The 25,700-nt window shown below is 67.9% G+C and carries 18 protein-coding genes; 15 read left to right on the top strand and 3 right to left on the bottom strand.

Going from position 1 to position 25,700, the window contains the following annotated elements:
* Positions 1-414 precede the first annotated feature (414 nt).
* The 4 genes from ABYF38_RS01655 to obgE all read left to right on the top strand — a co-directional run bounded on the left by ABYF38_RS01655 (position 415) and on the right by obgE (position 6,456).
* Positions 415-3,978 (top strand): Rne/Rng family ribonuclease, encoded by a 3,564-nt coding sequence (locus tag ABYF38_RS01655; RefSeq protein ID WP_371152391.1) that lies wholly within the window; start codon positions 415-417, stop codon positions 3,976-3,978.
* Between the two features lie 186 nt (positions 3,979-4,164).
* Positions 4,165-4,485 (top strand): 50S ribosomal protein L21, encoded by a 321-nt coding sequence (gene rplU / locus ABYF38_RS01650; protein ID WP_371152390.1) that lies wholly within the window; start codon positions 4,165-4,167, stop codon positions 4,483-4,485.
* A gap of 23 nt (positions 4,486-4,508) precedes the next feature.
* Complete coding sequence (gene rpmA, locus ABYF38_RS01645; protein WP_371152389.1) at positions 4,509-4,760, top strand: 50S ribosomal protein L27; 252 nt, start codon at positions 4,509-4,511, stop codon at positions 4,758-4,760.
* Positions 4,761-4,929: 169 nt separating this feature from the next.
* A complete protein-coding gene (gene obgE, locus ABYF38_RS01640; RefSeq protein ID WP_371152388.1) occupies positions 4,930-6,456 on the top strand; it encodes a GTPase ObgE in 1,527 nt (508 codons plus the stop codon).
* Between the two features lie 83 nt (positions 6,457-6,539).
* Here the strand turns inward: obgE and ABYF38_RS01635 are convergent, their stop codons facing one another.
* The gene (locus ABYF38_RS01635; RefSeq protein ID WP_371152387.1) at positions 6,540-7,826 is read right to left on the bottom strand and encodes a D-tagatose-bisphosphate aldolase, class II, non-catalytic subunit; all 1,287 of its coding nucleotides are present in this window, start codon (positions 7,824-7,826) and stop codon (positions 6,540-6,542) included.
* Positions 7,827-7,945: 119 nt separating this feature from the next.
* Between ABYF38_RS01635 and proB the strand changes: the two genes are divergently transcribed.
* From proB to ABYF38_RS01610, 5 genes are all read left to right on the top strand, one after another.
* Entirely contained in the window at positions 7,946-9,055 is a 1,110-nt protein-coding gene (gene proB, locus ABYF38_RS01630; protein ID WP_371152975.1) for a glutamate 5-kinase, read from the top strand.
* 20 nt (positions 9,056-9,075) lie between these two features.
* Positions 9,076-9,777 carry a hypothetical protein gene (locus ABYF38_RS01625; protein ID WP_371152386.1) on the top strand — a complete coding sequence of 234 codons (702 nt, stop codon included), beginning with the start codon at positions 9,076-9,078 and terminating at the stop codon, positions 9,775-9,777.
* 391 nt (positions 9,778-10,168) lie between these two features.
* Positions 10,169-12,697, top strand: a complete 2,529-nt coding sequence (locus ABYF38_RS01620) for a cell wall-binding repeat-containing protein (RefSeq protein ID WP_371152385.1) — start codon at positions 10,169-10,171, stop codon at positions 12,695-12,697.
* 643 nt (positions 12,698-13,340) lie between these two features.
* Positions 13,341-14,267, top strand: coding sequence for an Ltp family lipoprotein (locus tag ABYF38_RS01615; protein ID WP_371152384.1), 927 nt, complete (start codon positions 13,341-13,343; stop codon positions 14,265-14,267).
* A 235-nt stretch (positions 14,268-14,502) separates the two neighbouring features.
* The gene (locus ABYF38_RS01610) at positions 14,503-15,837 is read left to right on the top strand and encodes a glutamate-5-semialdehyde dehydrogenase (protein WP_371152974.1); all 1,335 of its coding nucleotides are present in this window, start codon (positions 14,503-14,505) and stop codon (positions 15,835-15,837) included.
* Positions 15,838-15,942: 105 nt separating this feature from the next.
* Here the strand turns inward: ABYF38_RS01610 and gnpA are convergent, their stop codons facing one another.
* Together gnpA and ABYF38_RS01600 are read right to left on the bottom strand one after the other, a co-directional pair.
* Complete coding sequence (gene gnpA, locus ABYF38_RS01605; protein WP_371152383.1) at positions 15,943-18,114, bottom strand: 1,3-beta-galactosyl-N-acetylhexosamine phosphorylase; 2,172 nt, start codon at positions 18,112-18,114, stop codon at positions 15,943-15,945.
* A gap of 134 nt (positions 18,115-18,248) precedes the next feature.
* Positions 18,249-19,034 carry a DeoR/GlpR family DNA-binding transcription regulator gene (locus ABYF38_RS01600; RefSeq protein WP_371152382.1) on the bottom strand — a complete coding sequence of 262 codons (786 nt, stop codon included), beginning with the start codon at positions 19,032-19,034 and terminating at the stop codon, positions 18,249-18,251.
* Between the two features lie 207 nt (positions 19,035-19,241).
* Here ABYF38_RS01600 and ABYF38_RS01595 point away from each other — a divergent pair, with 207 nt between their 5' ends.
* The 6 genes from ABYF38_RS01595 to rsfS all read left to right on the top strand — a co-directional run bounded on the left by ABYF38_RS01595 (position 19,242) and on the right by rsfS (position 25,327).
* The gene (locus ABYF38_RS01595) at positions 19,242-20,132 is read left to right on the top strand and encodes an SIS domain-containing protein (RefSeq protein ID WP_371152381.1); all 891 of its coding nucleotides are present in this window, start codon (positions 19,242-19,244) and stop codon (positions 20,130-20,132) included.
* A 25-nt stretch (positions 20,133-20,157) separates the two neighbouring features.
* Positions 20,158-21,144, top strand: coding sequence for an ROK family protein (locus ABYF38_RS01590; RefSeq protein WP_371152380.1), 987 nt, complete (start codon positions 20,158-20,160; stop codon positions 21,142-21,144).
* Positions 21,145-21,313: 169 nt separating this feature from the next.
* Positions 21,314-22,153, top strand: a complete 840-nt coding sequence (locus ABYF38_RS01585; RefSeq protein ID WP_371152379.1) for a class II fructose-bisphosphate aldolase — start codon at positions 21,314-21,316, stop codon at positions 22,151-22,153.
* Entirely contained in the window at positions 22,150-22,884 is a 735-nt protein-coding gene (gene nadD / locus ABYF38_RS01580; RefSeq protein ID WP_371152378.1) for a nicotinate-nucleotide adenylyltransferase, read from the top strand. Before ABYF38_RS01585 ends, nadD begins: the two co-directional genes overlap by 4 nt.
* 27 nt (positions 22,885-22,911) lie before the next feature.
* Positions 22,912-24,912 carry a hypothetical protein gene (locus ABYF38_RS01575; protein WP_371152377.1) on the top strand — a complete coding sequence of 667 codons (2,001 nt, stop codon included), beginning with the start codon at positions 22,912-22,914 and terminating at the stop codon, positions 24,910-24,912.
* Complete coding sequence (gene rsfS / locus ABYF38_RS01570) at positions 24,902-25,327, top strand: ribosome silencing factor (protein ID WP_371152376.1); 426 nt, start codon at positions 24,902-24,904, stop codon at positions 25,325-25,327. Before ABYF38_RS01575 ends, rsfS begins: the two co-directional genes overlap by 11 nt.
* Positions 25,328-25,700: the final 373 nt, after the last annotated feature.

The following is a 25,700-nucleotide window of genomic DNA, read 5'->3' as shown; positions in this document are numbered from 1 at the left end:
GTTCGGGGTAATTGCTACGAAAGTTGCCCCCTTCGCCCGTCTTGACGGGACCATGGTCCCGGGAAAATGCTGGCGTCAATTTCTCGTTAATAGACGATGTCTATTGGTGGAGATTTGAGGGATTTTCCCGCGTTTTTCTCGCGTGCGGCCCGGCCCGGCGGCGGGGCGTTGGTCCCAGCCCCCGCCGGGGCGGGCGGCGGGTGCGGCGAGACGTTGCCGACGTTACGCGCGGGTCCAACCGGCTCGGGGCCCGGGTGTGTGGGATACTTGCCGAGGTTGCCCCGCACGGTGACCTGCTTGCGGTATTGGCGCCTGTGATACGGCCGCCTTGCCGCAGCCCCCTAGCTTTCTAGTCGATTTCGACGCCACCTCGGCGCCTGTGGTGCGGCCCAGATGCCACAAGGAGATAAGGCAATGGCCGAGTCCCGTACGCGCAAGCCGCGTCGTCTATCCGTTCCCACCACCGATCCCGCCACCACCGAGGCGCCCGTGGTAGAGCCTGCCGCCGAGGAGGCGGTCAAGCCCAAGCGCGCCACGCGCAGTCGCAAGAAGGTGGCCGACGTTGCCGCCGACGCCCCGGCCGTGGAGGGCTCCGCCGAGGTGGCGGCCGAGCCCGCCGCCGAGGAGGCCGTCAAGCCGAAGCGGACCACGCGCAGCCGTAAGAAGGTCGCGGCGGACGCGCCGGTCGAGGCCCCCGCTGAGGTTGCTGCGGAGGGCGCCGCCGAGGCGCCCGCGGTTGAGCCTGCCGCCGAGGAGGCGGTCAAGCCCAAGCGGGCCACGCGCAGTCGCAAGAAGGTCGCGGCGGACGCGCCGGTCGAGGCCCCCGCTGAGGCTGCTGCGGAGGGCGCCACCGAGGCGCCTGCGGTAGAGCCTGCCGCCGAGGAGGCTGTTAAGCCGAAGCGGGCCACGCGTAGCCGCAAGAAGGTGGCCGAGCCTGTCGCCGACGCCCCGACTGTGGAGGCCGCCGCCGAGGTGGTGGCCGAGCCTGTCGCCGAGGAGGCGGTCAAGCCCAAGCGCGCCACGCGTAGCCGCAAGAAGGTGGCCGAGCCTGTCGCCGACGCCCCGACTGTGGAGGCCGCCGCCGAGGTGGTGGCCGAGCCTGTCGCCGAGGAGGCGGTCAAGCCCAAGCGGGCCACGCGCAGCCGTAAGAAGGTCGCGGAGGACGTGCCGGTCGAGGCTGCGGTCGAGGCTGCGGTCGAGCCGGCCGCCGCGCAGGAGCAGCAGGCTCCCGATCAGCCCGCGCCCGCCGCCAAGGACGGCGAGGCGGCCCCGGCCCGCTCTCGTCGCGGCACGCGTTCGCGCCGCAAGTTCTCCACCACCGCGCTCGACCCGGCCGCCCAGAAGGAGGCCCAGGAGGCCGCCGCTGAGGCAGGCGCCGAGGTGGAAGAGGCCGCCGTGGTGGACCCCGAGCTGGCAGCAGACCTGCTCACAGAGGACCAGGAGGCCGAGGCCGAGCTGGCCGAGGGCGAGGAGCCCGAGGCGGACACCGAGGAGGCCGACGAGGACGCAGAGCAGGCCCTGCCCGCCGCCGCGCTGCTGTTCCAGGCGCCGGACCTGTCCGCCACCCGCAGGCGTACCCGCAAGCGCGCGGCCGCGCCGGTAGAGGAGGAAGACGCGCAGGCAGCGTCGTCCACCGAGGACGAAGAAAGCGGCGAGGTAGAGGGCCAGGCCGGCGAGGAGAACGGCGAGGAGACCAGCGGGCGCTCGCGCAGGCGGCGAGGTTCGCGCGGTCGGCGCGGCCGTGCCCGTCGCTCCGAGGAGGGCGAGGACGGCGGCGACTCCGGCGAGGACATCGCCGAGCAGCCCGCAGAGGAGGCCGCGCCCGCAGGCGAGGCGGAGGAGAGCGGCGAGGAGTCCAGCTCCCGTCGCCGGCGCCGTCGCCGCACCCGCGAGGACTCCGGGCGAGACGAGATCACCGCGCTGAAGGGCTCCACCCGCCTGGAGGCAAAGCGTCAGCGCCGCAAGGAAGGCCGCCAGGCCGGGCGCAAGCGCCAGCTCATCACCGAGAGCGAGTTCCTGGCCCGCCGCGAGTCCGTCAACCGCCACATGATCGTGCGCGAGCGCGACGGCCTGAACCAGATCGCCGTGCTAGAGGACGGCCTGCTGGTGGAGCACTACGTGGCACGCCGCACGCAGTCTTCCATGGTCGGCGCGGTGGTGCTGGGACGAGTGCAGAACGTGCTGCCCACCATGGAAGCCGCCTTCGTTGACATCGGCCAGGGCCGCAACGCCGTCCTGTACGCCGGCGAGGTCAACTGGGACCTGGTGGACGCCGAGGGCAAGCCCCGCAAGATCGAGGAGGCCATCAAGGCCGGCGACCAGGTGCTGGTGCAGGTCACCAAGGACCCCATCGGCCACAAGGGTGCCCGCCTGACCTCCCAGATCTCCCTGGCCGGTCGTTTCCTGGTGCTGGTACCCGGCTCCGGCATGACCGGCATCTCCCGCAAGCTGCCCGTGGGGGAGCGCACCCGCCTGAAGACGATCCTGAAGGAGGTGGTCCCGGACGGCGCCGGCGTCATCGTGCGCACTGCGGCGGAGGGTGCCACCGACGAGCAGCTGCGTGAGGACGTGGCCCGCCTGCAGGAGCAGTGGGAGGAGATCCAGGCCAAGCAGAAGAAGGCCCGCAACGTTCCCCAGGTGCTGCGCGGCGAACCCGAGCTGGCCGTGCGCGTGGTGCGAGACATCTTCAACGAGGACTTCGCCAAGCTCACCGTCTCCGGTGACAACGCCTGGAAGACCATCTCCTCTTACGTGCAGGAGATGAGCCCGGACCTTATGGAGCGCCTGGAGCACTTCGAGGGAGACGGCGACGTGTTTGCCGCCTTCCGCGTGGACGAGCAGCTGGCCAAGGGCATGGACCGCAAGGTCTGGCTGCCCAGCGGCGGCTCCCTCATCATCGACCGCACCGAGGCCATGACCGTGGTGGACGTCAACACCGGTCGTTTCACCGGCAGCGGCACCCTGGAAGAGACGGTGACCCGCAACAACCTGGAGGCCGCCGAGGAGATCGTGCGCCAGCTGCGCCTGCGCGACATCGGCGGAATCATCGTCATCGACTTCGTTGACATGGTGCTCTCGCAGAACCGCGACCTGGTGCTGCGCCGCCTGGTGGAGTGCCTGGGCCGCGACCGCACCCGCCACCAGGTCACGGAGGTCACCTCCCTGGGACTGGTGCAGATGACCCGCAAGCGCGTGGGCGAGGGCCTGGTGGAGGCGTTCTCCACCCAGTGCGAGTGCTGCGCCGGTCGCGGCTTCATCGTACAGGGCGCGCCCGTGGAGAGCAGCGAGCGCGAGGACGACGAGCGCGGCTCGCGCCGTCGCGGCGAGCGTCACCGCGAGGACAGGAACCGCGAGGACCGCCGCTCCGAGCGCGGCGAGCGTGGCGAGCGGGCCGAACGCTCTGAGCGCGGCGAGCGGCGCCGCAAGGAGGAGCGCAGCGGCAACACTGCGGGTGAGGCGCGCACGCGCCGGGCCCGGGTGGAGGAGGCGCACGTGGTGGCGCCCGACCGCACGGAGATGCGCGAGCGCATGGCCCGAATCGCCCTGGCCGCCGCGCAGGCGCACGAGGAGTCCGACGCTGCCGCCAACGCCGCCGAGGTGGCCACTGGCCGCCCGGAGACCGCCGTGAGCGCCGCCGCGCCGGTGGTCGCTAGCGAGGTAGCGGCCCAGGCCGCGCAGGAGAAGACCGGCCCGGCCGCGACGATCAGCGTCAGCCTGTCTCAGCCGGTGTCGATGCGAGGTACCCGCCGGCGCAGGCGCGGCCTGTCCACCGGCGTGCTGGACCCGTCGGCGGCTGAGCAGGCGCAGGCGGCCGAGCAGCCGAAGGTGGAGATCGAGCTGCCCCCGGTGCAGGAGCCCGCCCCGGCGGAGCCCAAGCGCGAGGTGGAGATCGAGCTGCCGCAGCGCGAGGAGGGCGTCGAGGCCGGCGGGGCCAAGCCCAAGACCCGCCGGCGTGTGCTGCGCAAGAAGAAGGACTGACCTCGTTTCCGGGTGAGGCCCGGCCGCGCGCAATCGCGGTCGGGCCGCCCCGGGAGGGAGAGAACTCACATCCCAATCCGGTCGACCAACTTTGATTCCAGGCCCCAAGCCGGGTAAACTCGACCGTCGGCGCGTTTAAGCGCGCAACTTTTAGATCAGCCCCGTTGGGGCGACCCATCGACAGGAATGAGCAAGAACGTGGTGTACGCGATTGTCAAGGCCGGCGGCCGTCAGGAGAAGGTCTCCGTCGGCGACGTCGTGGTCGTAGATAAGCTGGACGCTGAGGTTGGTTCCTCCGTCGAGCTTGCCCCGCTGCTGCTCGTGGACGGCGACAAGGTTACTGCCGACGCTGACTCCCTGGCCAAGGTCACCGTGACCGGTGAGGTGCTGGGCGAGCGTCGCGGTCCCAAGATCCGCATCATCCACTACAAGAACAAGACCGGCTACCGTCGTCGTCAGGGCCACCGCTCTCGTCTGACGGCCGTCAAGGTCACCGGTATCAAGTAAGCGCGCCTGAAGGAGACTATTCAATGGCACACAAGAAGGGCCTCGGTTCCTCCCGTAACGGCCGCGACTCGAACGCTCAGCGCCTCGGTGTCAAGCGCTTCGGCGGCCAGACCGTCAACGCTGGTGAGATCCTGGTGCGTCAGCGTGGCACCCACTTCCACCCCGGCGACCTGGTTGGTCGCGGCAAGGACGACACCCTGTTCGCCCTCGCTGCCGGCACCGTTGAGTTCGGTGTGAAGCGCGGCCGCAAGGTCGTCAGCATCGTCGAGGCCTGATTCGGGCCTTAACCAAAGAGGGTGGGTGACCGCTGGGTTACCCACCCTCTTGGCATGCCAGGTGAGGAATAGAACTGGCACGCTGATCCGAGCGGTGCGCGGCTGCGTCGGGCAGGATTAAAGCAGTGAGCGTGGCCCGTGCGGGGCGGCGCCGATAGGAGGAACAGGCATGGCCACTTTTGTAGACCGCGTGACGGTACACGCGGCCGGAGGCAACGGCGGCAACGGCTGCACCTCCATCCGACGGGAGAAGTTCAAGCCATTGGCAGGTCCCGACGGAGCCGACGGCGGCAACGGTGGGTCCGTCATCCTGGAGGTGGACCCGCAAACGACGACGCTGCTTGCCTATCACCGCTCGCCTCACCGCCGCGCCGAGCACGGTACCGCCGGCGCGGGCGACATGCGCCAGGGAAAGAACGGCGAGGACCTGGTGCTGCCGGTTCCCTCCGGCACCGTGGTGAAGGACCAGCACGGCAACGTCGTAGCCGACCTGGTTACTCCCGGTGAGCGGTTCGTTGCTGCGGCAGGCGGACAGGGCGGACTGGGCAACGCCTCGCTGGCGTCCAAGACCCGAAAGGCGCCCGGTTTTGCCCTCCTGGGCGAGCCGGGTGAGGAAGCCACGCTCGTGCTGGAGCTGAAGTCGGTGGCCGACGTCGCCCTGGTTGGCTACCCGAGCGCCGGCAAGTCCTCTTTGATCGCCGCGCTTTCCGCCGCGCGCCCAAAGATCGCCGACTACCCGTTCACCACCCTGGTACCAAATCTGGGCGTGGTGGAAGCCGGCGAGGATCGCTTCACCGTGGCCGACGTGCCGGGGCTGATTCCCGGTGCCGCGCAGGGCAAGGGCCTTGGCCTGGAGTTTTTGCGCCACATCGAGCGCTGCGCCGTGATCGTGCACGTGCTGGACTGCGCCACCCTGGAGCCAGGACGCGACCCGCTCAGCGACCTGGAGACGCTGGAAGCCGAACTGGCGCAGTACGCCGCAGACCTGGCACCTTCCCACGGCCACAAGGAGCTGATGAGCCGGCCCCGCCTGGTGGTGTTGAACAAGGTGGACGTGCCAGAGGCAAAGGACCTGGCTGAGATGGTGCGTGACTCCATCGAGGAGCGTGGCCTGCCGGTATTCGAGGTGTCTGCCGTCAGCCACGCCGGGCTAAAGCCGCTGGTGTTCGCGCTAGCGCACATGGTGCGCAAGGAGAGGGCCGCCCAGCCGCAGGTGGCCGAGCGCGTGGTGTTGCGCCCGGCACCGGTGGCGCGGCGCGGCGGCGCGGGCGAGTTCACCATCGAGGCTGTCAACACCCCGGAGGGCCCTGCCTTCCAGCTGCGAGGCGCCAAACCGGAGCGGTGGGTGCGTCAGACGGACTTCACCAACGACGAAGCTATCGGTTACCTGGCCGACCGCCTGAACAAGCTAGGGGTCGAGGAGGCTTTGTTCAAGAAGGGAGCCCACGCCGGAGACACGGTGATCATCGGCGCGATCGAGGACGGTGTCATCTTCGACTGGGAGCCCACCCTAATGACCGGGGCGGAGCTGCTGGGCGGGCGCGGTACGGACTCTCGCCTGGACATGAACGAGCGCCGCACCAACGTCGAGCGCCGCCAGCAGTACAAGGACCGGATGGACGCCAAGGCCGCTGCTCGCGCGGAGCTGCGCGCGGACGCGGAGCACGGGGTGTGGACCGACCCGGAACGGGACTGAGCTTTCCCAGCATTAAACGTGGGCGGGGCGGGAGGTTTCACCTCCCGCCCCGCCCCTTTGGGCTACCTGGCTATCGGATGGACTCAGGCGCCGAAGCAGGCCACAGCGTAGGGGCGCATGCAGTCACGCACGCGGTCTAGCAGCAGGGCCTTAGCGTTCAGGGCGAGCTCGCCAGTGCGGACGCGCTCGTACTGCAGCGGCATGTACTGGCTTACCAGCGGCTCCGGGATCGCTACGGCGTCGAGGTTTGCCAGCAGCTTGTCCACGGCAGCCGAGATGGTCTCGTTGGGCCAGTAGTAGCGCATGCGGTCGGAGTATGAGTACTTGCGAGCGATTCGCTTGGTGTCCTCGTCGCCCTCGTAGTACTTCTCCCAGTAGCCGGGCTGCTCCACCATTACCTGCTCGATCACGTCGATCAGGTTGGAACGCTGGTCGGCGGCCACCAGGTCCTCTTCGATGCGGGCCAGGGCAAACAGGCCCTCGCGCAGGTTGAAGGTCAGCCCCGGGCCGACCTTCAAGATGGCCCAGTGGTCCTTCACCAGCTGAGCCAGGTTAGCCGGGGTCTGGTAGTCAGTGGAGTGAGCCTCGAATACCAGGGTCGGCTCATCGTCCAGTACAGTGCGCAGCTCAGTGGTGCCTTCGTGGACGTAGTCGACCACCTTCAGGTGGTCAAACTCCACGGCGGGCTGCACCACCAGCGCGGCGATGCGCGGCCACACGTCGGTCAAGCCCACGGCCTCGAAGGCAGCGCGGTGGGCGGCCAGCGTCGCGGCGGCAGCGTCCTTAGAGGTCGGGGTGATCTCACCCAGCTCCTCCTGGTGGCCGCCGGGCACCGGCACCTCGGTGCCAATGACGTAGTAGACCTGGCCGGCGGTACCGGCGCGCTTTGCGGCCTCCTCGGCAACCTTCATCAGGCGGGCGGCGCGCTCGGCAGCGATCTCATCGGTGATGGGGAAGGGGTCGCCGGCGCAAGAGAAGGAGCAGTCCAGGTGGATCTTGGTGTAGCCGGCCTCGACATAGGCGGTCACCAGGTCGTCAGCCTTGGCCATCGCGCTCTCGGGCTCCTCGGCCTGCCAGCGGTTGGGGCCCAGGTGGTCGCCGCCCAGCACAACACGCTCACGCGGCAAACCGGCCTCATCGGCGATGCCGAACACCAAGTCCCGGAAGTCGGCGGGCTTCATGCCGGTGTAACCACCAAACTGGTCCACCTGGTTGGAGGTGGCCTCGATTAGCACGTAGGCGTCGTCCGCCAGCGCCTGGTCGATCGCCGCGCGCAGCACCAGCGGGTGTGCCGAGCAGACGGAGTAGATACCGGCGTTCTTACCGGCCTTGTGGGCCGCAATGGTGGCTGCGAAGGGGTTGGTCATCATCGTCCTCCAGTGAGTGGGTTTGCTCGTTAGCTATCCTATCGCGTCAAAAATGCGCATGCACTGGTTTGGCTGGGCCCTGAGCGGAATTACGAACGCGCTCGTAAGCGCAATAGAATCGCCTGGTGAGCAAACGTGAATTGGTAACCAGTGCCACCCGCATCGTCGTCAAGATCGGTTCCTCCTCGCTCACCCGCCCGGACGGTGGCCTGGACCTCAACCGCATCGACTCGGTCGCCAGCGTCATTGGCGCCCTGCGCATGAACGGTCAAGCCCCCGTCCTGGTCTCCTCCGGAGCCATGGCCGCAGGGCGTGGCCGCCTTGGCTTGACCAGCCGCCCCCGCGAACTGGCCACGGCCCAGGCGTGCAGCGCGGTTGGTCAGGGCGTGCTCATGGCGCGTTGGACCGAATCATTCATCGCTCACCGGGCAGAAGTGGGTCAGGTACTGCTCACCGCAGAGGACCTCATGCGCCGCGAGCACTACACCAACGCCGCCCGCGCACTGGAGCGTCTAGTGCGCCTGGGAGTGGTGCCGATCATCAACGAGAACGACGCAGTAGCCACCGAGGAAATGCGCTTTGGCGACAACGATCGCCTCTCCGCTCTCGTAGCCCAGCTGCTACACGCCGATGTGTTGGTGATGCTCACGGACGTCGACGGGCTCTACGATCGCCCGCCCTCGCGCCCCGGTGCCAAGAGAATCGGGGTGGTGCGCTCCGAGCAAGACCTGGCCGGGCTTGATGTAACTGGACGAGGTAGCGACCTGGGCACCGGCGGAATGGCCTCCAAGATCGTCGCTGCCAGTGCCGCTGCCAGTGCCGGGGTAGGGGTAGTGCTTACCAGTGCCGACAACCTAGCGGCTGCCGTCGCAGGTGAGGAAGTGGGCACTTGGTTCGAGCCCACTGGCCGCCACGCAGGCAACAAACGCATCTGGATGGCGCACGCTGCCTCCCCGCTTGGAGCGCTGGTGTTGGATGAGGGGGCAGTGCGTGCGGTCACCGAGCAGAACCGCTCCTTGCTCGCAGCTGGGATCGCGGAGGTGAAGGGCGAGTTCGTTGCCGGAGACGTGGTGGACCTGCTTTCCGCAGACGGTGGAGTGGTGGCCCGCGGCATAGCGGCATACGGCTCAGGGGAAGTGCGGGAACTACAGGGCATGAGATCGGCCGACTTCGCCGCCGGGGAGGCCCCCCGACCGGTGGTACACCGCGACCACCTGGCAATTCTGCGCTGACGGATTAAGGGTAGGGGCAGGTGGCGACGGTTTCTGAGTGGAGGGCTCGGCTAAGGGGAGCCACTCTGACGGGCGCAGCGGAGATCCTGGAGGAGAACTCCGGCCTGCCGGGGCCGCGCGCAAACACCGCGCTCATGCAAGCGGCGGCCTTGGAGCTGCCGCCGGCCTGGGCCGACGAGCTGCTTGCGAGCGGGTCCGAATACCTGGCCACGTGCGCGGCAGCCATTAGTGGAGCGCACGCGGACACACCGGGGGAGGAGCACCGCGCCAGGAACCTGGCGGCGGATTCCCGCTGGCGCGTGCGGGAGGGGGTGGCGACCGGACTGCAACTGCTAGGCGACCGCGCCCCTGCAGCGCTGCTTGCGCTCCTACCCCTGTGGTCAACGGACCGGGACCCGCTCGTGAAGCGGGCGGCGGTGGCGGCCTGCTGCGAGCCCAGGCTGCTTAAGACCCCCGCAATGGCTAAGGCGGCAATCGACTGCTGCGCTGGCGCCACCACGGCGCTGTGTCTGCAGCCCGCGCACGTGCGCTCCCTGCGCGAGTGGCGCTCCCTGCGGCAAACGCTGGGATACGGCTGGAGTGTGGCCGTGGCCGCCGCCCCGGAGAGCTCGCTACCTCAATTCGCGAGCCTGGACACGACCGATCCCGACGTCGCCTGGATCGTGGCAAGCAACCGCAAGAAGAAGCGAATGGAACGCGTGCTTGCGGCCCACGGCCTCTAACCAAATCGAACTGCGGTCCGCAAATCTGCGCGGAGGGGAGCGACGTCGGCCGCAAATGGCCGACTGATTGGGGTAAGGCCACGCGAGTTAGCAAGTGTGCTTCGGTGGCAGCGTGGTCAAGCTGAGCAGGAGCGGTCCCCCAACGGACCCCGCAGACCGCATCCAAGCTGAGTGCCACCGGCGAACCCTACCGAACCGGGTATGCGCTAACTCATACGGTATAGGGGCCGCTTATTGGGCTCTGCTTACTAAAATCTCGTGGTCGAAGCGGTTGAGGATCGAGTGATTCCACGAGGTTGAGCCTGGCTGCCTCTTGCCCAACTGGTTTCCGAATTACATCGGTTAGCTGCCCTTCAAGCCAAGAAATATCGCTTACCGAACGGAACTGAAAGTGAAGCTAAAGCGCTACCTCAGCGCGGCGGCCGCCTTTGGGCTTATCGTCAGCGTTGCCTCGGCCGCGCTCGCGGCCCCGGCGGGTGCCTCCGTTACTGCGGACCTACACAACTCCGCCTTCGGCCTGGTCCAGCCAGCTGCCGAACCCACGTCCTTCCCGACCACCCCGCCCCCGGCGCCAGCTCCAACTGACGCAGTTGACGTCAAGGACTACGACCAGCTATTGGCGGCTATAGCAAATGGCGGCTACATTCGCCTCACGGCCAGCTTTACCCTCACCGAGACTGTGGAAATCCCGGCAGGGACGACGGTCACCCTAGACCTCAACAACAAAACCCTCACTGCCGCAAAGGACGGGTGGCGTTTGAAGTGGGGTTTCATCAACCGCGGCAACTTGACCGTGCGAACCAGCACCCTGGGCCAGCAGGCCACAATCTCCTCCAAGGGCATCCAGAACTACGGTCAGCTCGCTTTGGAAGGCGGCACCATCGAGTGCCGCAACCACGACGACGGCGCCTCGGTGTTCAACATGGTGGAAGAGGCCCGCTTCACGATGACAGGCGGGAGCCTCTACTCCTTCGCAGGCATGACCTACGGGGGAAAGGAAAGCCACCGCGATAACTCCCTTTACGGCACGCCGCTCACGCAGACCGCCGGCCAAGCAGAAATCACCGGTGGAATGGTTGTTGGAGACAACCTTGCAATGGATATTCGGGGCGGAACCGTTTCGGTAAGCAACGCCTACGTGCGCGGTAGTGGCCTCGATGAGCCCGCAGTGCGTGTGGGTAAGTCATCAACACCAGCGGTGCTTAACATTTCCGATTCATGGTTGGGACACCGGGGTGGTGGCATGAACGCCGAGGTATTCCGCCAAGGCGTGCTCAACCTCAGAAACGTCCAGTTGCACCAGGCTGGCACCGGCTCAATCCGGCAAGACTTCACCTTCACCTCCATCCTTGTCCGGGACGGGGGAGAAGTGAACATGTCGCGCATTCGCCAAGAATCCAACGGCACCGGTATGCGCGTGCTGGAGAGCGGCGGAACGATCAACATCGACATGCCTGCTCCCAGCCCTGCGCAGCTTGCCGCCTTCTACCGGGACGGCGAGAACCGGTACAAGGTCGGAGACGATGAGCTGTGGTCCAAGACTCGTCTGCTCCGCAATGACGCCGGCGACAAGGGTGCGATCAACTTCCGTCCCCTAGACAACCCAGCGCCGTCGGCGTCGGCGTCGGCTTCCGCCTCTGCTAGCCAGTCGGCGTCGGCCTCCGCCTCCGCGTCTGCTAGCCAGTCGGCGTCGGCGTCGGCTTCCGCGTCTGCTAGCCAGTCGGCTTCTGCGTCGGCTTCGGCTTCGGCGTCCGCTTCCGCGTCGGCAAGCCAGTCGGCGTCGGCCTCCGCTTCCGCATCGGCTAGCCAGTCGGCGTCGGCCTCGGCGTCCGCTTCTGCGTCGGCTAGCCAGTCGGCGTCGGCCTCGGCCTCTGCGTCGGCTAGCCAGTCTGCGTCTGCCTCTGCGTCTGCTTCTGCGTCTGCTAGCCAGTCGGCGTCGGCCTCCGCCTCCGCTTCCGCCTCCGCCTCCGCTTCGGCCTCCGCCTCCGCTTCCGCCTCCGCCTCCGCGTCGGCCTCCGTCCAGCCGGGCGTGGAGCGGCTGGCTGGCAGCTCTCGCTATGGGACGTCGCGAGCAGTTTTCGACGCTGCGAAGTGGGGAGACACGGTGGTGCTCGCCTCCGGTGCCAATCCGGCTGATGCGTTGGCGGCAACACCGTTGGCGGCAGCTTTGAATGCGGCCGTCCTCTTAACCCCTGCCGGGAGCCTGGACATCGACACCACCGCCGCGCTGCGATCTGCGCGCGCGAACGGAGCTAAGCGAGTGATTGTGGTGGGCGGTCCCACTGCCGTGGGTCGCAGCGTGGAAAGCCAGGTACGTTCCCTCGGCTTCGAGGTCGAGCGCATTGCCGGCGCTGACAGGTTTGCCACCGCCGTTGAGCTTTCTGTTCGCACCCAGTCGGTTTACCGGTCTGCCGGTACCGAGGTGGGAGCTGTGTTCTTCGTTGACGGCACTCAATTCGCTGATGCCTTGGCTGCCGGACCGGCTGCCGCTGCAAAGAGTGGCGTGATCCTGCTGACGCGGGGAGCGATGATGCCTGGGGTGAGCAAAACGCGCGCTAAGTCCCTGGGAGTCCAACTGTTTGCGCTGGGCGGCAAGGCGGCTGTGGCTTCCGGTGCCATGGGAGCTGAGGCGGTTGTTGGCGCCGACCGTGTGGAGACGTCCGTTAAGGCTGCCAAGCGGTTTGTGCCCGGTGCCCTTACCGCAGTGGTGGCAAACGGGGACGGATTTGCTGACGCGCTCTCTGGTGGGGCGCTGGCTGCCCGGTTCGGGGGAGTGCTGTTGCTAAGCAAGGCTGGAACAGTGCCCAGCAGCCTGGATGCACACTTCCGGGCGGGCGGCTACCGTCGCGTCTTTGTGACTGGAGGCGTGAAGTCCGTCAGCGCCGCCGTGCTGCAACAGATTCGCAAGTACATCGGCTGACGCCTAAGTAGGCACAGCCAGAGCCGCCGGCAGGGCGCCATCTGTGCTGTTCTAGAGGGGCGTGTGTTCAACTGGGCCGCAGTGTCCGGAAGGGCACACGCCCCTGCCGCTATCTTCCCCGCAACCGACTGGCAACAGGTGGTGGCAGGAAGACACGGGCTGATGAGCTACACAGCGTTCCCTCGCCTTGGGCTGCCTACTGAAAGATCAGGCTTCGCAGACCAAGGCGCGGGGCCGCCGGATCCTTCACAATCAGGCCCACAGCCGCGTGGAAGTACTTTTCAAATGTGGGTGCCGGCGTCTACATTCTGTTGAGAATCGGAATCAGATTCGGGCTCAAACCGCTTAGGGTGAGGCCGGCAGATGCTGATTCGTCTCACCAGCAAATTGAAGAAGGTTTCTAGTGACAACTCCCAACTATCCTCCCACCGGCCCAACAGATCCCACCGGTCCGATGGGACAGACCGGACCTGGCGGCGTGCCAAGCGGAGCCGAGGCCACGCAGGTGTTTCCTGCGGCAGGCGTGCCTGCAGCGAGCGCACCGGCAGGAAGCCACATGCCGGACGGTCAGGTAGGCGCTACCGCTTTCGTTCAGTATGCAGCGCCAGGGCAAGGAGGGGTGCCTCCTTACGGTCAGGGAGCTGTGCCCGGTTACGCAGGCCAGGGGGCAGCTCAGCCCTACCCGGGCCAGGCTCCCGCTGGGTTCGCTCCGGGTGGTCCGGTTCCCCCTCAGCCCAAGAAGCTGACTCAACAGTGGTGGTTCTGGCTGGTAGTTGTTGCAGCTGTCATTGGTGTAGTGCTGGGCCTGTTGTTCGGGCTGGGAGTGTTTGGTGGCGAGAAGAAGTCCGCCGCCCCCGCTCCGGCCCCTAGCGTGTCGGCCAGCGAGTCTCCCTCTGAGACCGCCACCCCCACCATGGAGGAGTCAACGCCGCAGGCAACGGAGTCCTCCGCTGCGGACGCTGCTACGGGGAGCCGCGCGGCCGCGCTGGAGAAGGCGCAGTCTTACTCGGACAACATGCACATGTCTAAGCAGGGCATTTACGAGCTGCTCACCTCCGAGTTCTCCACCGAGCGCTTTAGCCCAGAGGACGCCCAGTACGCGGTGGACAACATCAAGGCTGACTTCAAGGAGAACGCGCTGAAGAGCGCAGAGGCTTACAGCGAGTTCTCCCACCTGTCCAAGGCAGGTATCGCTAGCCAGCTGACCTCTGAATATGGTGGCAAGTTCACCCAAGATGAGGCCGACTACGCCATGGCTAACCTGAAGGCGGACTACAAGGAGAACGCCCTGAAGAAGGCGGAGAGCTACCTCAAGACCTCTCCCATGTCCAAGAAGCGTATGCTCCACCAGCTCACTTCCGAGTCCGGCGAGCAGTTCACGCAGGAAGAGGCGCAGTACGCGATCGACAACCTGAAGACCGACTACAAGGAGAATGCCTTGGAGACGGCCAGGCAGATGCTGAAGATACGTGACCTGACTCCTGAGGAGCTCAAGGACGCTCTCACCTCAGAGTACGGAGCGCAGTTCACGGAAGAAGAGGCACAGTACGCGATCGACAACCTGAAGTAGAAAGCGCGCTTTAGTGGTGCCCCGGGCGGCTGTTAGGCCGACCGGGGCACCACCCTTTTGGTTCCTGCGGCAAGCGTGGGCCACGCTGAGTGGGGTGGCACTGGGCAGGAAAGCTGAGCGCTCATAAGCCGGGCGCTACTGCCGGCGCCCGCTCTTTGCCGCTTAGCATTGCGCCAGGACTATCCCCGAAGGAGCGCGCCGCATGATCACCCAACCTGCCAAAGTTGAGTCCCAGATGGACGACGCTGCCGCCGCTGCGCCCGGCCCTGCTGCCGACGTCAGGACAGGCGTGGACTTGCCCGCCGTGGAAGGGGTGCACGCCCTAGCCAGGTCGGCGCGCGTAGCTGCGCGCAAACTGGCCACGGCGACGACGTCGGCCAAGAACAACGCCCTAAACGCGATCGCCTACGCCCTGTTAGAGCAGTCCGAGGCGATCCTGGCAGGCAACGCGCGCGACCTGGAGGTAGCAAAGGCGAACGGGATGGCGCCGGGCCTGCAAGATCGGCTGCTGCTCACCCGGGAGAGGCTCGAAGCGATCGCGGAATCGATCAGCGACGTAGTTGCGCTGCCCGACCCCGTGGGCGAGGTAGTGCGTGGGCAGAGCCTGCCAAACGGGCTGCGGGTACGCCAGACCCGCGTCCCCATGGGAGTGGTGGGGATGATCTACGAGGCACGCCCAAACGTGACCGTAGACGCCGCAGTGCTAGCGCTTAAGAGCGGTAACGCGGTGCTTCTGCGTGGGGGCTCGGCGGCGGAAAACTCAAACAAGGCTCTGATTGCAGCCATCAAGCAGGGGCTGACGAACGCCGGATTCAGCGCGGACCTGGTTGCCACCGTCGACCCCTGGGGACGAGAGGGAGCTAGGGCGTTGATGCAGGCCCGTGGCCTGGTGGATGTGCTGATCCCGCGAGGCGGAGCTGGCCTAATTCAGGCAGTAGTGCGAGAGTCCACCGTGCCTGCCATCGAGACCGGGGTGGGAAACTGCCACGTCTACGTGGACGAGTCCGCGGATCTGGGCAAGGCGCACGCGATCTGTATGAACGCCAAGACGCACCGGGTGGGGGTGTGCAATGCGGCAGAGACGCTGCTGGTGCACTCCGCAGTGGCTGACCAGTTCCTGCCGGGACTGCTGCGTGACCTGGCAGGAGCCAACGTGGTCCTACACGGCTGCCCCAAGACCGTGAGCCTAGCCAGTGAGCACGCGAACGGAATCGAAGTGCTACCGGCTACCGAGGAGGACTGGCAGACCGAGTACCTAGCCTATGAGGTGGCGGTGCGGGTTGTGGACAGCCTGGACCAGGCGCTAGAGCACGTACGTGCATACTCCTCCGGGCACACCGAGGCAATCGTCACGGCAAGCATCGAGGCAGCAAGGCGCTTCACCACGGAGGTGGACGCTGCCGCCATCGCCGTCAACGCCTCCACCCGCTTCACTGACGGTGGTCAGTTGGGGCTGGGCGCGGAGATAGGCATTTCCACCCAGAAGCTGCACGCGCGCGGCCCGATGGGCCTGGCGGAGCTGACCACCACCACGTGGATCATCGAGGGAGACGGGCACGTGCGGGCCTGACCCGTCCCCGGTGCCGCCGGTAGGGGCGGGCCGGTGCGAAAACCGGTGTGGGGCCGGGGCGTTGAAACGCCCCGGCCCCAGTCAGCGAGCCCTAGCGGCTCAGGATCAGATGTCCATCCACTTGTAGCCCATGGGAAGCAGGTCTACCTCCCAGGTGCGGCCCAGACCGCGCACCGTGGTGGTCACAGCCTCCTTGGAGTTGTTGAGCACCATGATGCGGTTGGTGTTCGGGTAGTAAGCCACCTCGGTGCGAACATCGCTGGTGATCCAGGCAGCGCCGTTCTCCAGCTCCTCGCCCCGTCCCGCAGCCAGGTAGATGGCGCGGTGCAGCAGGCGGGCGTTCTCGAAGGAGTAGGGCAGGCCACCCAGGTAGATACCAACGCCCTTGCCGTACTCGTTGATAGAGGCGCGAACCGAGCCCTTCTCGAAGGCAACAACCTTGACGTCGGGGTGCAGCGTCACCACGTCGCCACCGGACTCGCCCACATCGAACGAGCCGGACAGGTCTGCAACGAGCGGGTGGCCCTCCACGATCGTCGGGTAGCGGTCGTGGGAGAGCGACTGGGAACGCTCGCGGTCCACTCCGAGCACGTCGGAGAGCTGGATGAAGGCGCCACCGTGCTCCACTGCAGCCGGCTCGCCTACGCCGATGAAGCCACCGCCGTTGGCGACAAAGGCACGCACAGCAGAAGTCAGCTCCGGGTCCAGCCATTCAGCCCCACCAGAGAAGGCGGTGCCTGCCACACCGGCGTTGATCAGCACGTCCACGTTCTCCAGGGCGCCGGCGCGAACGTCGTCGAAGGAGAGCCACTGGATCTCGAACGGCAGACCGGAGAGGGACTCGATGATGCCCAGGTAGGTGTAGATCTGCTTGTACCACAGGGCGTGGGCCACCATGAAGGTCTGCCAGGTGCGCAGCTTGCCCCACGCGTTCACGATAGCCACGCGGATGGGGGAGTTCTCCGGGTGCTGGCCGCCGCCCTGCTCGTGAATCGAGCGGAACTCGTCGCAGATCTCGGCGATGCGCTCTACGAAGGCCGGGTACTTCAGGGCCAGGGCCGGGTAGCCGCCGTAACCCATGCGGTCCAGGGGGAACCGGACGATCGCGCGGCGGGCCTGCAGCCAGGACTCGTTGGCCTCACCGATCGGGTCGCCGTCGTCGTTGAAGACGTCCGGGAAGAAGTAGGGCAGGAAGCGGCCCTCGGTGTACTTCACGCCCGGGATGTCGCTGATCATGCGGCAGGTCGCGCCGGAGCCTACGGAGCCCACCACGGCGTCCATGCCGATTTCCTCGAAGTACGGGCCGTAGGGCTCGGTGCCCATCCAGTTGTCGCCCAGGAACATCATGGCCTCGCGGCCGGCCTCGTGGGCGATGTCCACCAGTCCCTTGGTCTTCTCCGCAACGAAGCGGGCCTGGAAGTCGATCCAGTCCAGGTACTGCGGGGTGGGGGAGCGGAAGGCGTTGTTGTAGAAGCCCTCGTCGATGAAGTCCTCCGCTACTAGCGCGTAGCCCATCTCCTGCTCGAAGGCCTCCATGGCCTCGATGGAGACGGAGGCGGAGTAGCCGAACCAGTCGACGTACTTCTCCTTGCCCAGGTCGTTGAAGACCAGCGTGAAGTGGTAGAAGAACGTGGTGAAGCGCACCACGTCAACCTCGGGGTGCTCCTCCAGCCAGGACTTCAGGGCGCCCTGGGCGTACTCCCACACGCCGTTCTTGCGCACGTCGTACGGGCGCTCCTTTACGCGCCACGGCTCAAGGTGCCAGTCGTTGGTGATGTAGTTGTACATCTGGGTGGAGTCCCAGAGCTGGTTGGCCAGGAAGCCAACGGTGTAGACGTGGAAGGGCTGCGGGTCCTTGATGGTGACAACGCCCTCGGGGGTGGTGGACCACTTTTCCGGGTCGACTACCTCGTCAGTGGTGCGGTCGATGACCTGCCACCAGCGGGCCACGTCGCAGTCGGTGAAGGGCGCGAACTGGTCGCGGAAGTATCCCTCCATTACGTCGATAACCAGGTCGCCCTCTGCCGGGGCGGTGGAGCGGGGCGAGCAGAGGTACTGGTTGACCAGCGTCTCGGGGTGGGCCAGGGCGAACTCCTGGTCACCGCGGGCGGGGAAGTAGGTGGAGTAAACCTTGTCCACCAACTCCTTGGCCATCTCCGGCAGCTCGGTGCCGTCGGAGTTACGCACGGCGTCAGCACCGAGCTTGCGGGCAAGTTCAGTCAGTTCGGCGTCGATGCCGACCTGGAGTGGGAGGGTTACGCGACCGGTGGTGGCCATGTGGTTCCTTCTTTGTTGGTGGTGTGGGGTTTTGCCCCGTCTGGTGGTGGCCGACGTTGCCGCCTGCCTGTGTGTGTTGGTTGTGGCCGGTGGCCGACGTCGTGCGTTTGGGCCGCCCGGACAGTGCGCGGGATTTAAGCCAGGGTGACGCGCAATCCGGCGTCTCGGAGCCGGCGCACCACGTCGGGGTCGGCGCCGGAGTCGGTGATGAGGTCGTGGATGTCACCGGTGTTGCAGATGCGGGTGAAGTCGGTGCGGTCGAGCTTGGTTGAGTCGGCTACCACCACCACGCGCTCGGAGGCCTTGACCAGGGCGGCGTTGACGGTGGCCTCGCCGTCGTGGTCGGCGAACGCGCCGCGCTCGGGGTGGAGGGCGTTGACGCCCAGGAACAGGGTGCCGGCGCTGATGGCGGGCAGGATGCGCTCGGCCAGGGGGCCCACTAGTTCGTAGGAGCGGGCGCGCACCACGCCGCCGGTGACGACCACGCGAACGTTTTGGCGCACGGTGAGCTCGTTGGCGATGTTGATGGCGTTGGTGACGACGGTGACGGGGTCGCGCTCGAACTCGGGGTTGCGGGCGGACAGGGAGCCGATCTCGCGGCAGACCTCGGTGGTGGTGGTGCCGCCGTTGAGGGCGATGACGCTGCCGGGCTGGATCATGGCGACCGCGGCCTGGGCGATGCGGGTCTTTTCGTCGGCCAGTCGGGTGGCGCGGTAGCGCAGTGGGAGGTCGGCGCTGGTGGGGTTTACGGAGGCGCCTCCGCGCGTGCGGGTGATGAGCTGTTGGGCGGAGAGGGTGTCTAGGTCGCGGCGCGCGGTGGCGGCGCTGATCTCTAGCTTGTCGATGATCTCTTCGATACGGACGGAACCGTTTTCTACGATGAGGTCAAGCAGCCTGTTGAGTCGCTCGTGGCGGTTCATCAGCAGCTCCTTTGCTCGAGACACCTAGCGGCTGGTGCGTGTTGCGCGTTTGAGCGTTAATGCTAGACGCTTCTTGCACAAACTGACAGTTACTTGCCCACTTCGCCTTGAAACCGTCGAAAAAAATCGTTGAACGTGCCATACTTGCGAGCGATGGTGATTGACACCCGCCCGAACTGAGCACAAACAAACAACGCGGAGGTTGTTGTGAGCAAGACTGTTGACGAGATCTTTACCCAGCCTGAGTTGTGGCGCCGTGCCGCCACCATGGCGGGCGAGGACACGGGCATGCCGGTGGACGGCGAGCGCGTGGCAGTGATCGGCTGCGGTACGTCCTGGTTCATGGCGCAGTCCTACTGCGTTGCCCGCGAGAACGCCGGCAAGGGCGAGTCCGACGCCTTCACCGCCACCGAGTTCCCGCTGGAGCGCAAGTACGACCGCGTGGTGCTGCTGTCCCGCTCCGGCACCACCACCGAGATCATCGACATCGCCAAAGAGCTCAAGGAGCGCGGCGTCCCCACTGTGCTGATCACCGCCGTCGGTGAGGGCCCGGCCGCCCCGTTCGTGGACGCCGAGGTCGTGCTGGACTTCGCGGACGAGGAGTCCGTGGTCCAGACCCGCTTCGCCACCACCGCCCTGTGCTTCATGCTCGCCACGGTGGGCCAGGACATCGAGGCCGCCGCCGCCGACTGCGAGAAGGTGCTGGCCATGGACGTGTGCGACTCCTACGTCAACGCCGAGCAGATCACCTTCCTGGGCACCGGCTGGACCATCGGCCTGGCCAACGAGGCCGCCCTGAAGGCCCGCGAGGCCTCCCAGTCCTGGACCGAGGCCTACCCGGCCATGGAGTACCGCCACGGCCCCATCTCCATCGCCGAGCCCGGCCGCATCACCTGGGTGTTCGGCCCGGTCCCGGCCGGCCTGGACGCCCAGGTGGCCGCCACCGGCGCCAAGCTGGTCTCCACCGACCTGAACCCGCTTGCCCACCTGGTCCTGGCCCAGCGCGTTTCCGTTGCCCGTGCCGAGGCCCGCGGCCTGAACCCGGACACCCCGCGTCACCTGACCCGGTCCGTGATCCTGGCCGACGGCGAGCACTGAGTTTTACCCGCGAGGCAGTAGGCACATGACACACGCAATCGGAATCGATGTTGGCGGTACCACGATCAAGGCCGGCGTGGCCTCGGTCAACGGCGAGCTGCTGGCACGCCGTCAGGTGCCGACCCCCAAGAACGTGCCCGACCTGATCTCCACGATCTCCACCCTGGCGGCCGAGCTGCGGGCCGACGTGCACGCCGGCAAGGTCTACGAGGGCGACCGCCCCCTGTCCCCGGCCGAGCTGGTCAAGCCGATCGGCGTGGCCGTGCCGGGAATCGTGGACGAGGCCAACGGGATGGCGCTGCTGAGCGCCAACCTGGGCTGGCGCGACGTGCCGATGCGGCAGATGCTGGAGGAGGCCTGCGGCGTGCCGGTGGCCTTCGGGCACGACGTTCGCTCCGGCGCCGTTGCCGAGGCCAGGTGGGGCGCGGGCAGCCGCGACATGCTGTTCGTGGCCCTGGGCACCGGCATCGGCGCGGGCGTGGTGCTGCACGGCGAGCCCGTGATCGGCTCCGGCTACGCCGGTGAGATCGGGCAGATCCTGGTGCGCGACCCGGACAACCCGAGCGGCTGGATCGAGCTGGAGAAGATCGCCGCGGCCTCCGCCGTGTGCGCCCGCTTCGCTGCCACCATGCCGGAGTCCGAGCGCGAGGCCGTGATCGCGGCCGGCGCCTACGGGGTGGAGATGGCCGCTAAGGGAGGCAACGATGACGCCCAGCGCGTGATGCGCGAGGCCGTTGACGCCCTGGCCGAGATCCTGGCCACCATCGTGGGCACGCTGGGCTCGCTGCGGATCGTGATCGGTGGCGGCCTGGCCAACGCCGGCGAGTTCCTGCTGGCCCCGCTGCGCCAAGCCCTGGCCGAGCGCCTCGTGATCGCCCCGGTCCCCGAGGTGGTCAAGGCAGAACTGGGCTCGTGGGCCCAGTGCCTGGGCCGGGCCCGCACAGCCCTGGAGCTGGCCGGTTACGGCGAGCCGGTCTACGGGCCGGACGGCAAGATCATCCAGGAAGACTAGGGGGCACCCAAAGGCGGGGGTGGCGGCAGCGAAATCGCTGCCGCCACCCCCGTTTCGTTTGGCCCACTGCGAGGGCCGGACTAAGTTAGGGGCAAAACCACCCGGGCCTTGCCAGGCCCGCGAAGTGGCAGGGCCGCGCCCGCGCGGGGTGCCGCGCTAGGAGGAAAACATGCTGGCAGACATCTTTGAACTGGCCACCGCCGCGCAGGCGGAGGGCAAGGGACTGGGTGCGTTCAACGTGGTGGTGCTTGACCACGCCGAGCAGTTCGTGGCCGCCGCAGAGGCGGTGGGACGCCCCGTGGTGCTGCAGGTCTCCGAGAACGCCGTGAAGTACCACGGCGCGCTTGCCCCGCTGGGGCAGGCGGTGCTGGCCATCGCCCGCGACGCCGCCGTGCCCGTGGTCGCCCACCTGGACCACGCCGAGAGCGTGGAGCTGTGCCGCCAGGCCGTGGAGCTGGGCTTCAACTCCGTCATGTACGACGGCTCCAAGCTGGACGACGCCACCAACCGCGCCACCACCGCCCAGGTGGTGGAATTCTGCCACGCCGCCGGAGTGCGCGTGGAGGCCGAGCTGGGCGAGGTAGGCGGCAAGAACGGCGTGCACGACCCCTCCGCCCGCACCGACCCGCACGACGCCGCAGCCTTCGTGGAGGCCACCGGCGTGGACCTGCTGGCCGTGGCCGTGGGCTCCTCCCACGCCATGACCACGCGCGGGGCCGCGCTAGACAACGAGCTGATCGCCGCCATCCGCGCCGCCGTGCCGGTGCCGCTGGTGCTGCACGGCTCCTCCGGGGTGAGCGACGAGGGCATAGTGGCCGCCATCAAGGCCGGCATGACCAAGATCAACGTCTCCACCCACCTGAACAAGCTCTACACCGCCGCGCTGCGCGAGTACCTGGCGGCCAACAAGTACGTGGTGGACCCGCGCAAGTACATGGGCGCCGGCAACGCTGCGGTGCGCGCCGAGGTCGAGCGCCTGCTGCGCCTCTACGCGGGGCAGGCCGCGTGACATACACGATGCTCGCCAACAACTACCCGAGCGGCACCGGCGGCGAGGGGAGCGAGCCCGCCCATGCGGGCGGCCAAGACGGTCCCACCGGGGCCGGCCGCAGCGAGCGGGGCGGCGGGGCGGCAGCGTCGGACACCACGACGCGGCGCAGGCGGATCGGCGTCATGGGCGGAACGTTCGACCCGATCCACCACGGCCACCTGGTGGCCGCCAGCGAGGTGGCACACGAGTTCGACCTGGATGAGGTGGTGTTCGTCCCCACCGGGGAGCAGCCCTTCAAGCGGGGCAAGAAGGTGGCGCCCGCCGAGCACCGCTACCTCATGTGCGTGGTGGCCACTGCCGCCAACCCGCGCTTCACCGTCTCCCGGGTGGACATCGACCGGGGCGGGATCACCTACACGATCGACACCCTGCGCGACCTGCACGCGGCCCGCCCCGAGGCCGACCTCTACTTCATCACCGGCGCCGACGCCCTGGAACGCATCATGGAGTGGAAGGACGTGGACGAGCTGTTTAAGCTTGCCCACTTCGTGGGAGTCACGCGGCCCGGCCACGAGATGGACACGCGCAAGCTCACCGACCTGGGTGTCTGGCTGGTGGACATCCCCGCCATGGCGATCTCATCCACAGATTGCCGCGCGCGCGTTGCCAAGGGAGGGCCGGTCTGGTACCTGGTCCCGGACGGCGTGGTGCAATACATAGCGAAGTTTGACCTTTACCGGGAGAATTGAGCCCGTAGGCCTCACATGGAGGAAGTTATGAGTGAACAGCCGCGGTTGACCCGCCGGGAACTGCGGGCCCGAGAGCGGGCTGCCGAGCGCGAACTGCGCGCCGCGAACGACGCCGAAGCCGCAGCCGCCGGAGTGGCCGCGCGCGAGCGCCTGGCCGCGCAGGGGCGCGGGGACTTCACCAGCCACGGCGCCGAGAGCGGCGTTTCTGCGGCTGCGGGCGTCGGAGTCGCCGGCACCGGGGGCGTGGGCGCGAAGGGCGCTGCCCCCACCGAGACCGAGCGGGCCATCGCCGCCCGCGCCGCCGTGCTGAAGGCGGCCGCAGAGAGGGCAGCGGCCGAGCGTGCGGCAGCCGAGAAGGCCGCCGCAGAGCGCGCCGCCGCCACCCAGCGGGCCGCCAAGCCCGCCCAGGCCGACGGATTTGGTGCCGCCACGTCCGGGACCGAAAGCCGGCACGCGCCCGTGGGCCGAGGGGTCGACGCCGCATTCGCGCCGCCCTCGGAAGAGGCCGCCGCCGCACCGGCCGGCGGGGTGAGCACGCGCCGCACCGAGGACACCAGCCCCATCGACCTGAGCGCGGTTGCCCGCGAGGCCGAGCGTCAGCGCCGCCGCGAGGCGAACCTGGCCCGGTCCCGCGACGAGGGCGAGTCCACCGCAGCCTTCACCCCCAGCGAGGTGGCCCAGCTCAACGCCGCCGTGGTCGCCGCTGGTGGCCCCGCAGGCCAGGACGAGGGCCCCAAGGTGCCCTCGCGCCGCTCCCTGCGCGAACGCCGCGTGGAGCGCGAACTCAACTGGGAGTCCGAGCAGGACCCGGCCACGCGCCGCCGCGTGGTCACCTCCGTGCCCCGCTCCTCCGGCATCCGCACCGTCAACTCCGAGGGCCACATCACCGGCGTGATCCCCGTGGTGCAGGTGGCCGGCGCCGACGGCTCCGACCCGACCGCCGTGACCGCGCTGGCATTCCCCGTGGCCGACAACCAGGCCCCGCTGCCGCCCACCGGCGCGCTCGAGGCCGTCACCCAGGCCGCAGCAGCCGAGCTGGCCGGGCAGGGCGGCGCCGAGGGCGCCGCGCAGGCCGGGAGCGACGGCGACGGCGGCGTTGACGGCGTTGGTGAGGCCGGGCTGGGTGGTGCCACCCCGTTCGCGCCCGTCAGCCTCGAGACCGCCGGGCAGGCCGCCGGCGGCCTGGCGGGGGCCGCAGACGCGGCAGGTTCGCCGGCCGAGGTCGGCGTGGCCGGCCGCCCCTACCTGGACGCCGTGCCCGCCTTCCCGATCTCCGCCGAGCCCGCCACCGAGCAGGTGGCCGACTGGCCCCTGCGGGGCGAGGGCCAGGCCGCGCCGCTGGCGCAGGCCGGCTTCGGCGACCTGGTCAGCGGGGCAATCGACCCCACCACCGACCCCGACCAGCCCCTGCTTGCCGGGGCAGACCGCGCCTTCGCGCCGGTTAGCCTGGGCGAGCAGGGCGGCTCCAGCGAGCCTGAGGTCACCCAGGGCAGCTGGACGCCCGGGGCGGGCGGCGCTTTCGAGGCCGTCAGCGCCGGCGCCGAGGACGCTGCGGTGAGCGGCGAGAGCGTGCAGCTCGACCGCGCCGAGGCCCGCGAGGAGGCCGGTGACGGCGCGGCTGCTGGGGAGGGCGATGGGCGGAACGTCGGCCACCTGCAGGAGACCGCGGGAGGTGCCTGGGACCAGGCGGCAAACGACGCTGCGGCCGGCGAGCCGCTGCTGGGGGCCGGCGAGCGCGTCGCCTCCCCGTACGGCGCCGGCTTTACCACGCAGGAAGCCACCGAGCAGGTGGGCGACATGCAAAACGACCTGCGCAGGATCACCGGCCCGCTGCCCGTGGCAGAGGAGGCCGCCGAGACGGAGCTCGAAGAGCCCAAGCGCGGCATGCTGCTGTGGATCCTGCTGGGCATCCTGGTGGCCGTGGTGGTGGCGCTAGGCGTCTACCTTGGACTCAAGCACGCCGGCGTGATCTCCGCGTACGGGATCGAGCCGGCTATGAACTGGAATTGGAGTTTTAGTGGCAGCTGAACTGGAAGCGATTGAGGCAACCCGCGCAGCGGCGCGAGCGGCGGCCTCCAAGAAGGCGGCCTCCGTGGTCGCGCTAGACGTCTCCGAGCGCATCGTGCTCACCGACGTGTTCCTGGTGGCCAGCGCGGACAACGAGCGCCAGGTGCGCGCCATCGTGGACGCGATCGACGAGGAGATGCACAAGCGCGGCATGAAGACCCTGCGCCAGGAAGGCGTGCTGGAGGGCCGCTGGGCGCTACTGGACTACGGCAGCGTGGTGGTGCACGTGCAGCACGAGGAGGACCGCGAGTTCTACGCCCTCGAGCGGCTTTGGAGTGACTGCCCGGCAATCGAGCTGGACCTAGAAGGCGTGGAGGTAGAAGCCGACCCGCTGGACCTGGACGCATACCTCTACGGCGGCGCAAACCAGGGCTGACCCGGAAACCTGGACGCAAGGGCGGGGTGCTTACTTGGTGGCACCCCGCCCTTTGCTGTGTCCGGGCGCGTTGGTGTGTCCGGGCGCGTTGGTGTGTGTGGGCGCGCCTGTCCGTTGGGCGCGCCTGCGGGGCGACCCTTGCGCCGAGACTTGTCCAAAGCTCACGAAACTTGTCCATAGCGGGACCTCTAAGGACAAGTCTCGGCGGCCATTGACAAGTTTCGGCGAGGAGAGGGGTTGGGGGTGCTCGAGCGTGAGGCGGATTTGCGGGGGCTTGGTATCCGATTTCGACGTTTGTGGCTTCATCTCGACGTTTGGTGGTGAATCTAGACGTTAGCTGGGGTGGCAACGTCGAGTTGAGAAGGCAAACGTC

It is taken from the genome of Buchananella sp. 14KM1171 (assembly GCF_041380365.1).
Classification (GTDB): domain Bacteria; phylum Actinomycetota; class Actinomycetes; order Actinomycetales; family Actinomycetaceae; genus Buchananella; species Buchananella felis.
The sequence above is the reverse complement of the archived record's forward strand: the minus strand, read 5'-3'. Positions and strand labels throughout refer to the sequence as shown.

Excerpts from the sequence above, each read along its gene's own strand:
- ABYF38_RS01655 (WP_371152391.1), top strand. The coding sequence starts at position 415 with ATGGCCGAGTCCCGTACGCGCAAGCCGCGTCGTCTATCCGTTCCCACC.
- rplU (WP_371152390.1), top strand. The coding sequence starts at position 4,165 with ATGAGCAAGAACGTGGTGTACGCGATTGTCAAGGCCGGCGGCCGTCAG.
- rpmA (WP_371152389.1), top strand. The coding sequence starts at position 4,509 with ATGGCACACAAGAAGGGCCTCGGTTCCTCCCGTAACGGCCGCGACTCG.
- obgE (WP_371152388.1), top strand. The coding sequence starts at position 4,930 with ATGGCCACTTTTGTAGACCGCGTGACGGTACACGCGGCCGGAGGCAAC.
- ABYF38_RS01635 (WP_371152387.1), bottom strand. The coding sequence starts at position 7,826 with ATGATGACCAACCCCTTCGCAGCCACCATTGCGGCCCACAAGGCCGGT.
- ABYF38_RS01610 (WP_371152974.1), top strand. The coding sequence starts at position 14,503 with ATGGACGACGCTGCCGCCGCTGCGCCCGGCCCTGCTGCCGACGTCAGG.
- gnpA (WP_371152383.1), bottom strand. The coding sequence starts at position 18,114 with ATGGCCACCACCGGTCGCGTAACCCTCCCACTCCAGGTCGGCATCGAC.
- ABYF38_RS01600 (WP_371152382.1), bottom strand. The coding sequence starts at position 19,034 with ATGAACCGCCACGAGCGACTCAACAGGCTGCTTGACCTCATCGTAGAA.
- ABYF38_RS01590 (WP_371152380.1), top strand. The coding sequence starts at position 20,158 with ATGACACACGCAATCGGAATCGATGTTGGCGGTACCACGATCAAGGCC.
- ABYF38_RS01585 (WP_371152379.1), top strand. The coding sequence starts at position 21,314 with ATGCTGGCAGACATCTTTGAACTGGCCACCGCCGCGCAGGCGGAGGGC.
- ABYF38_RS01575 (WP_371152377.1), top strand. The coding sequence starts at position 22,912 with ATGAGTGAACAGCCGCGGTTGACCCGCCGGGAACTGCGGGCCCGAGAG.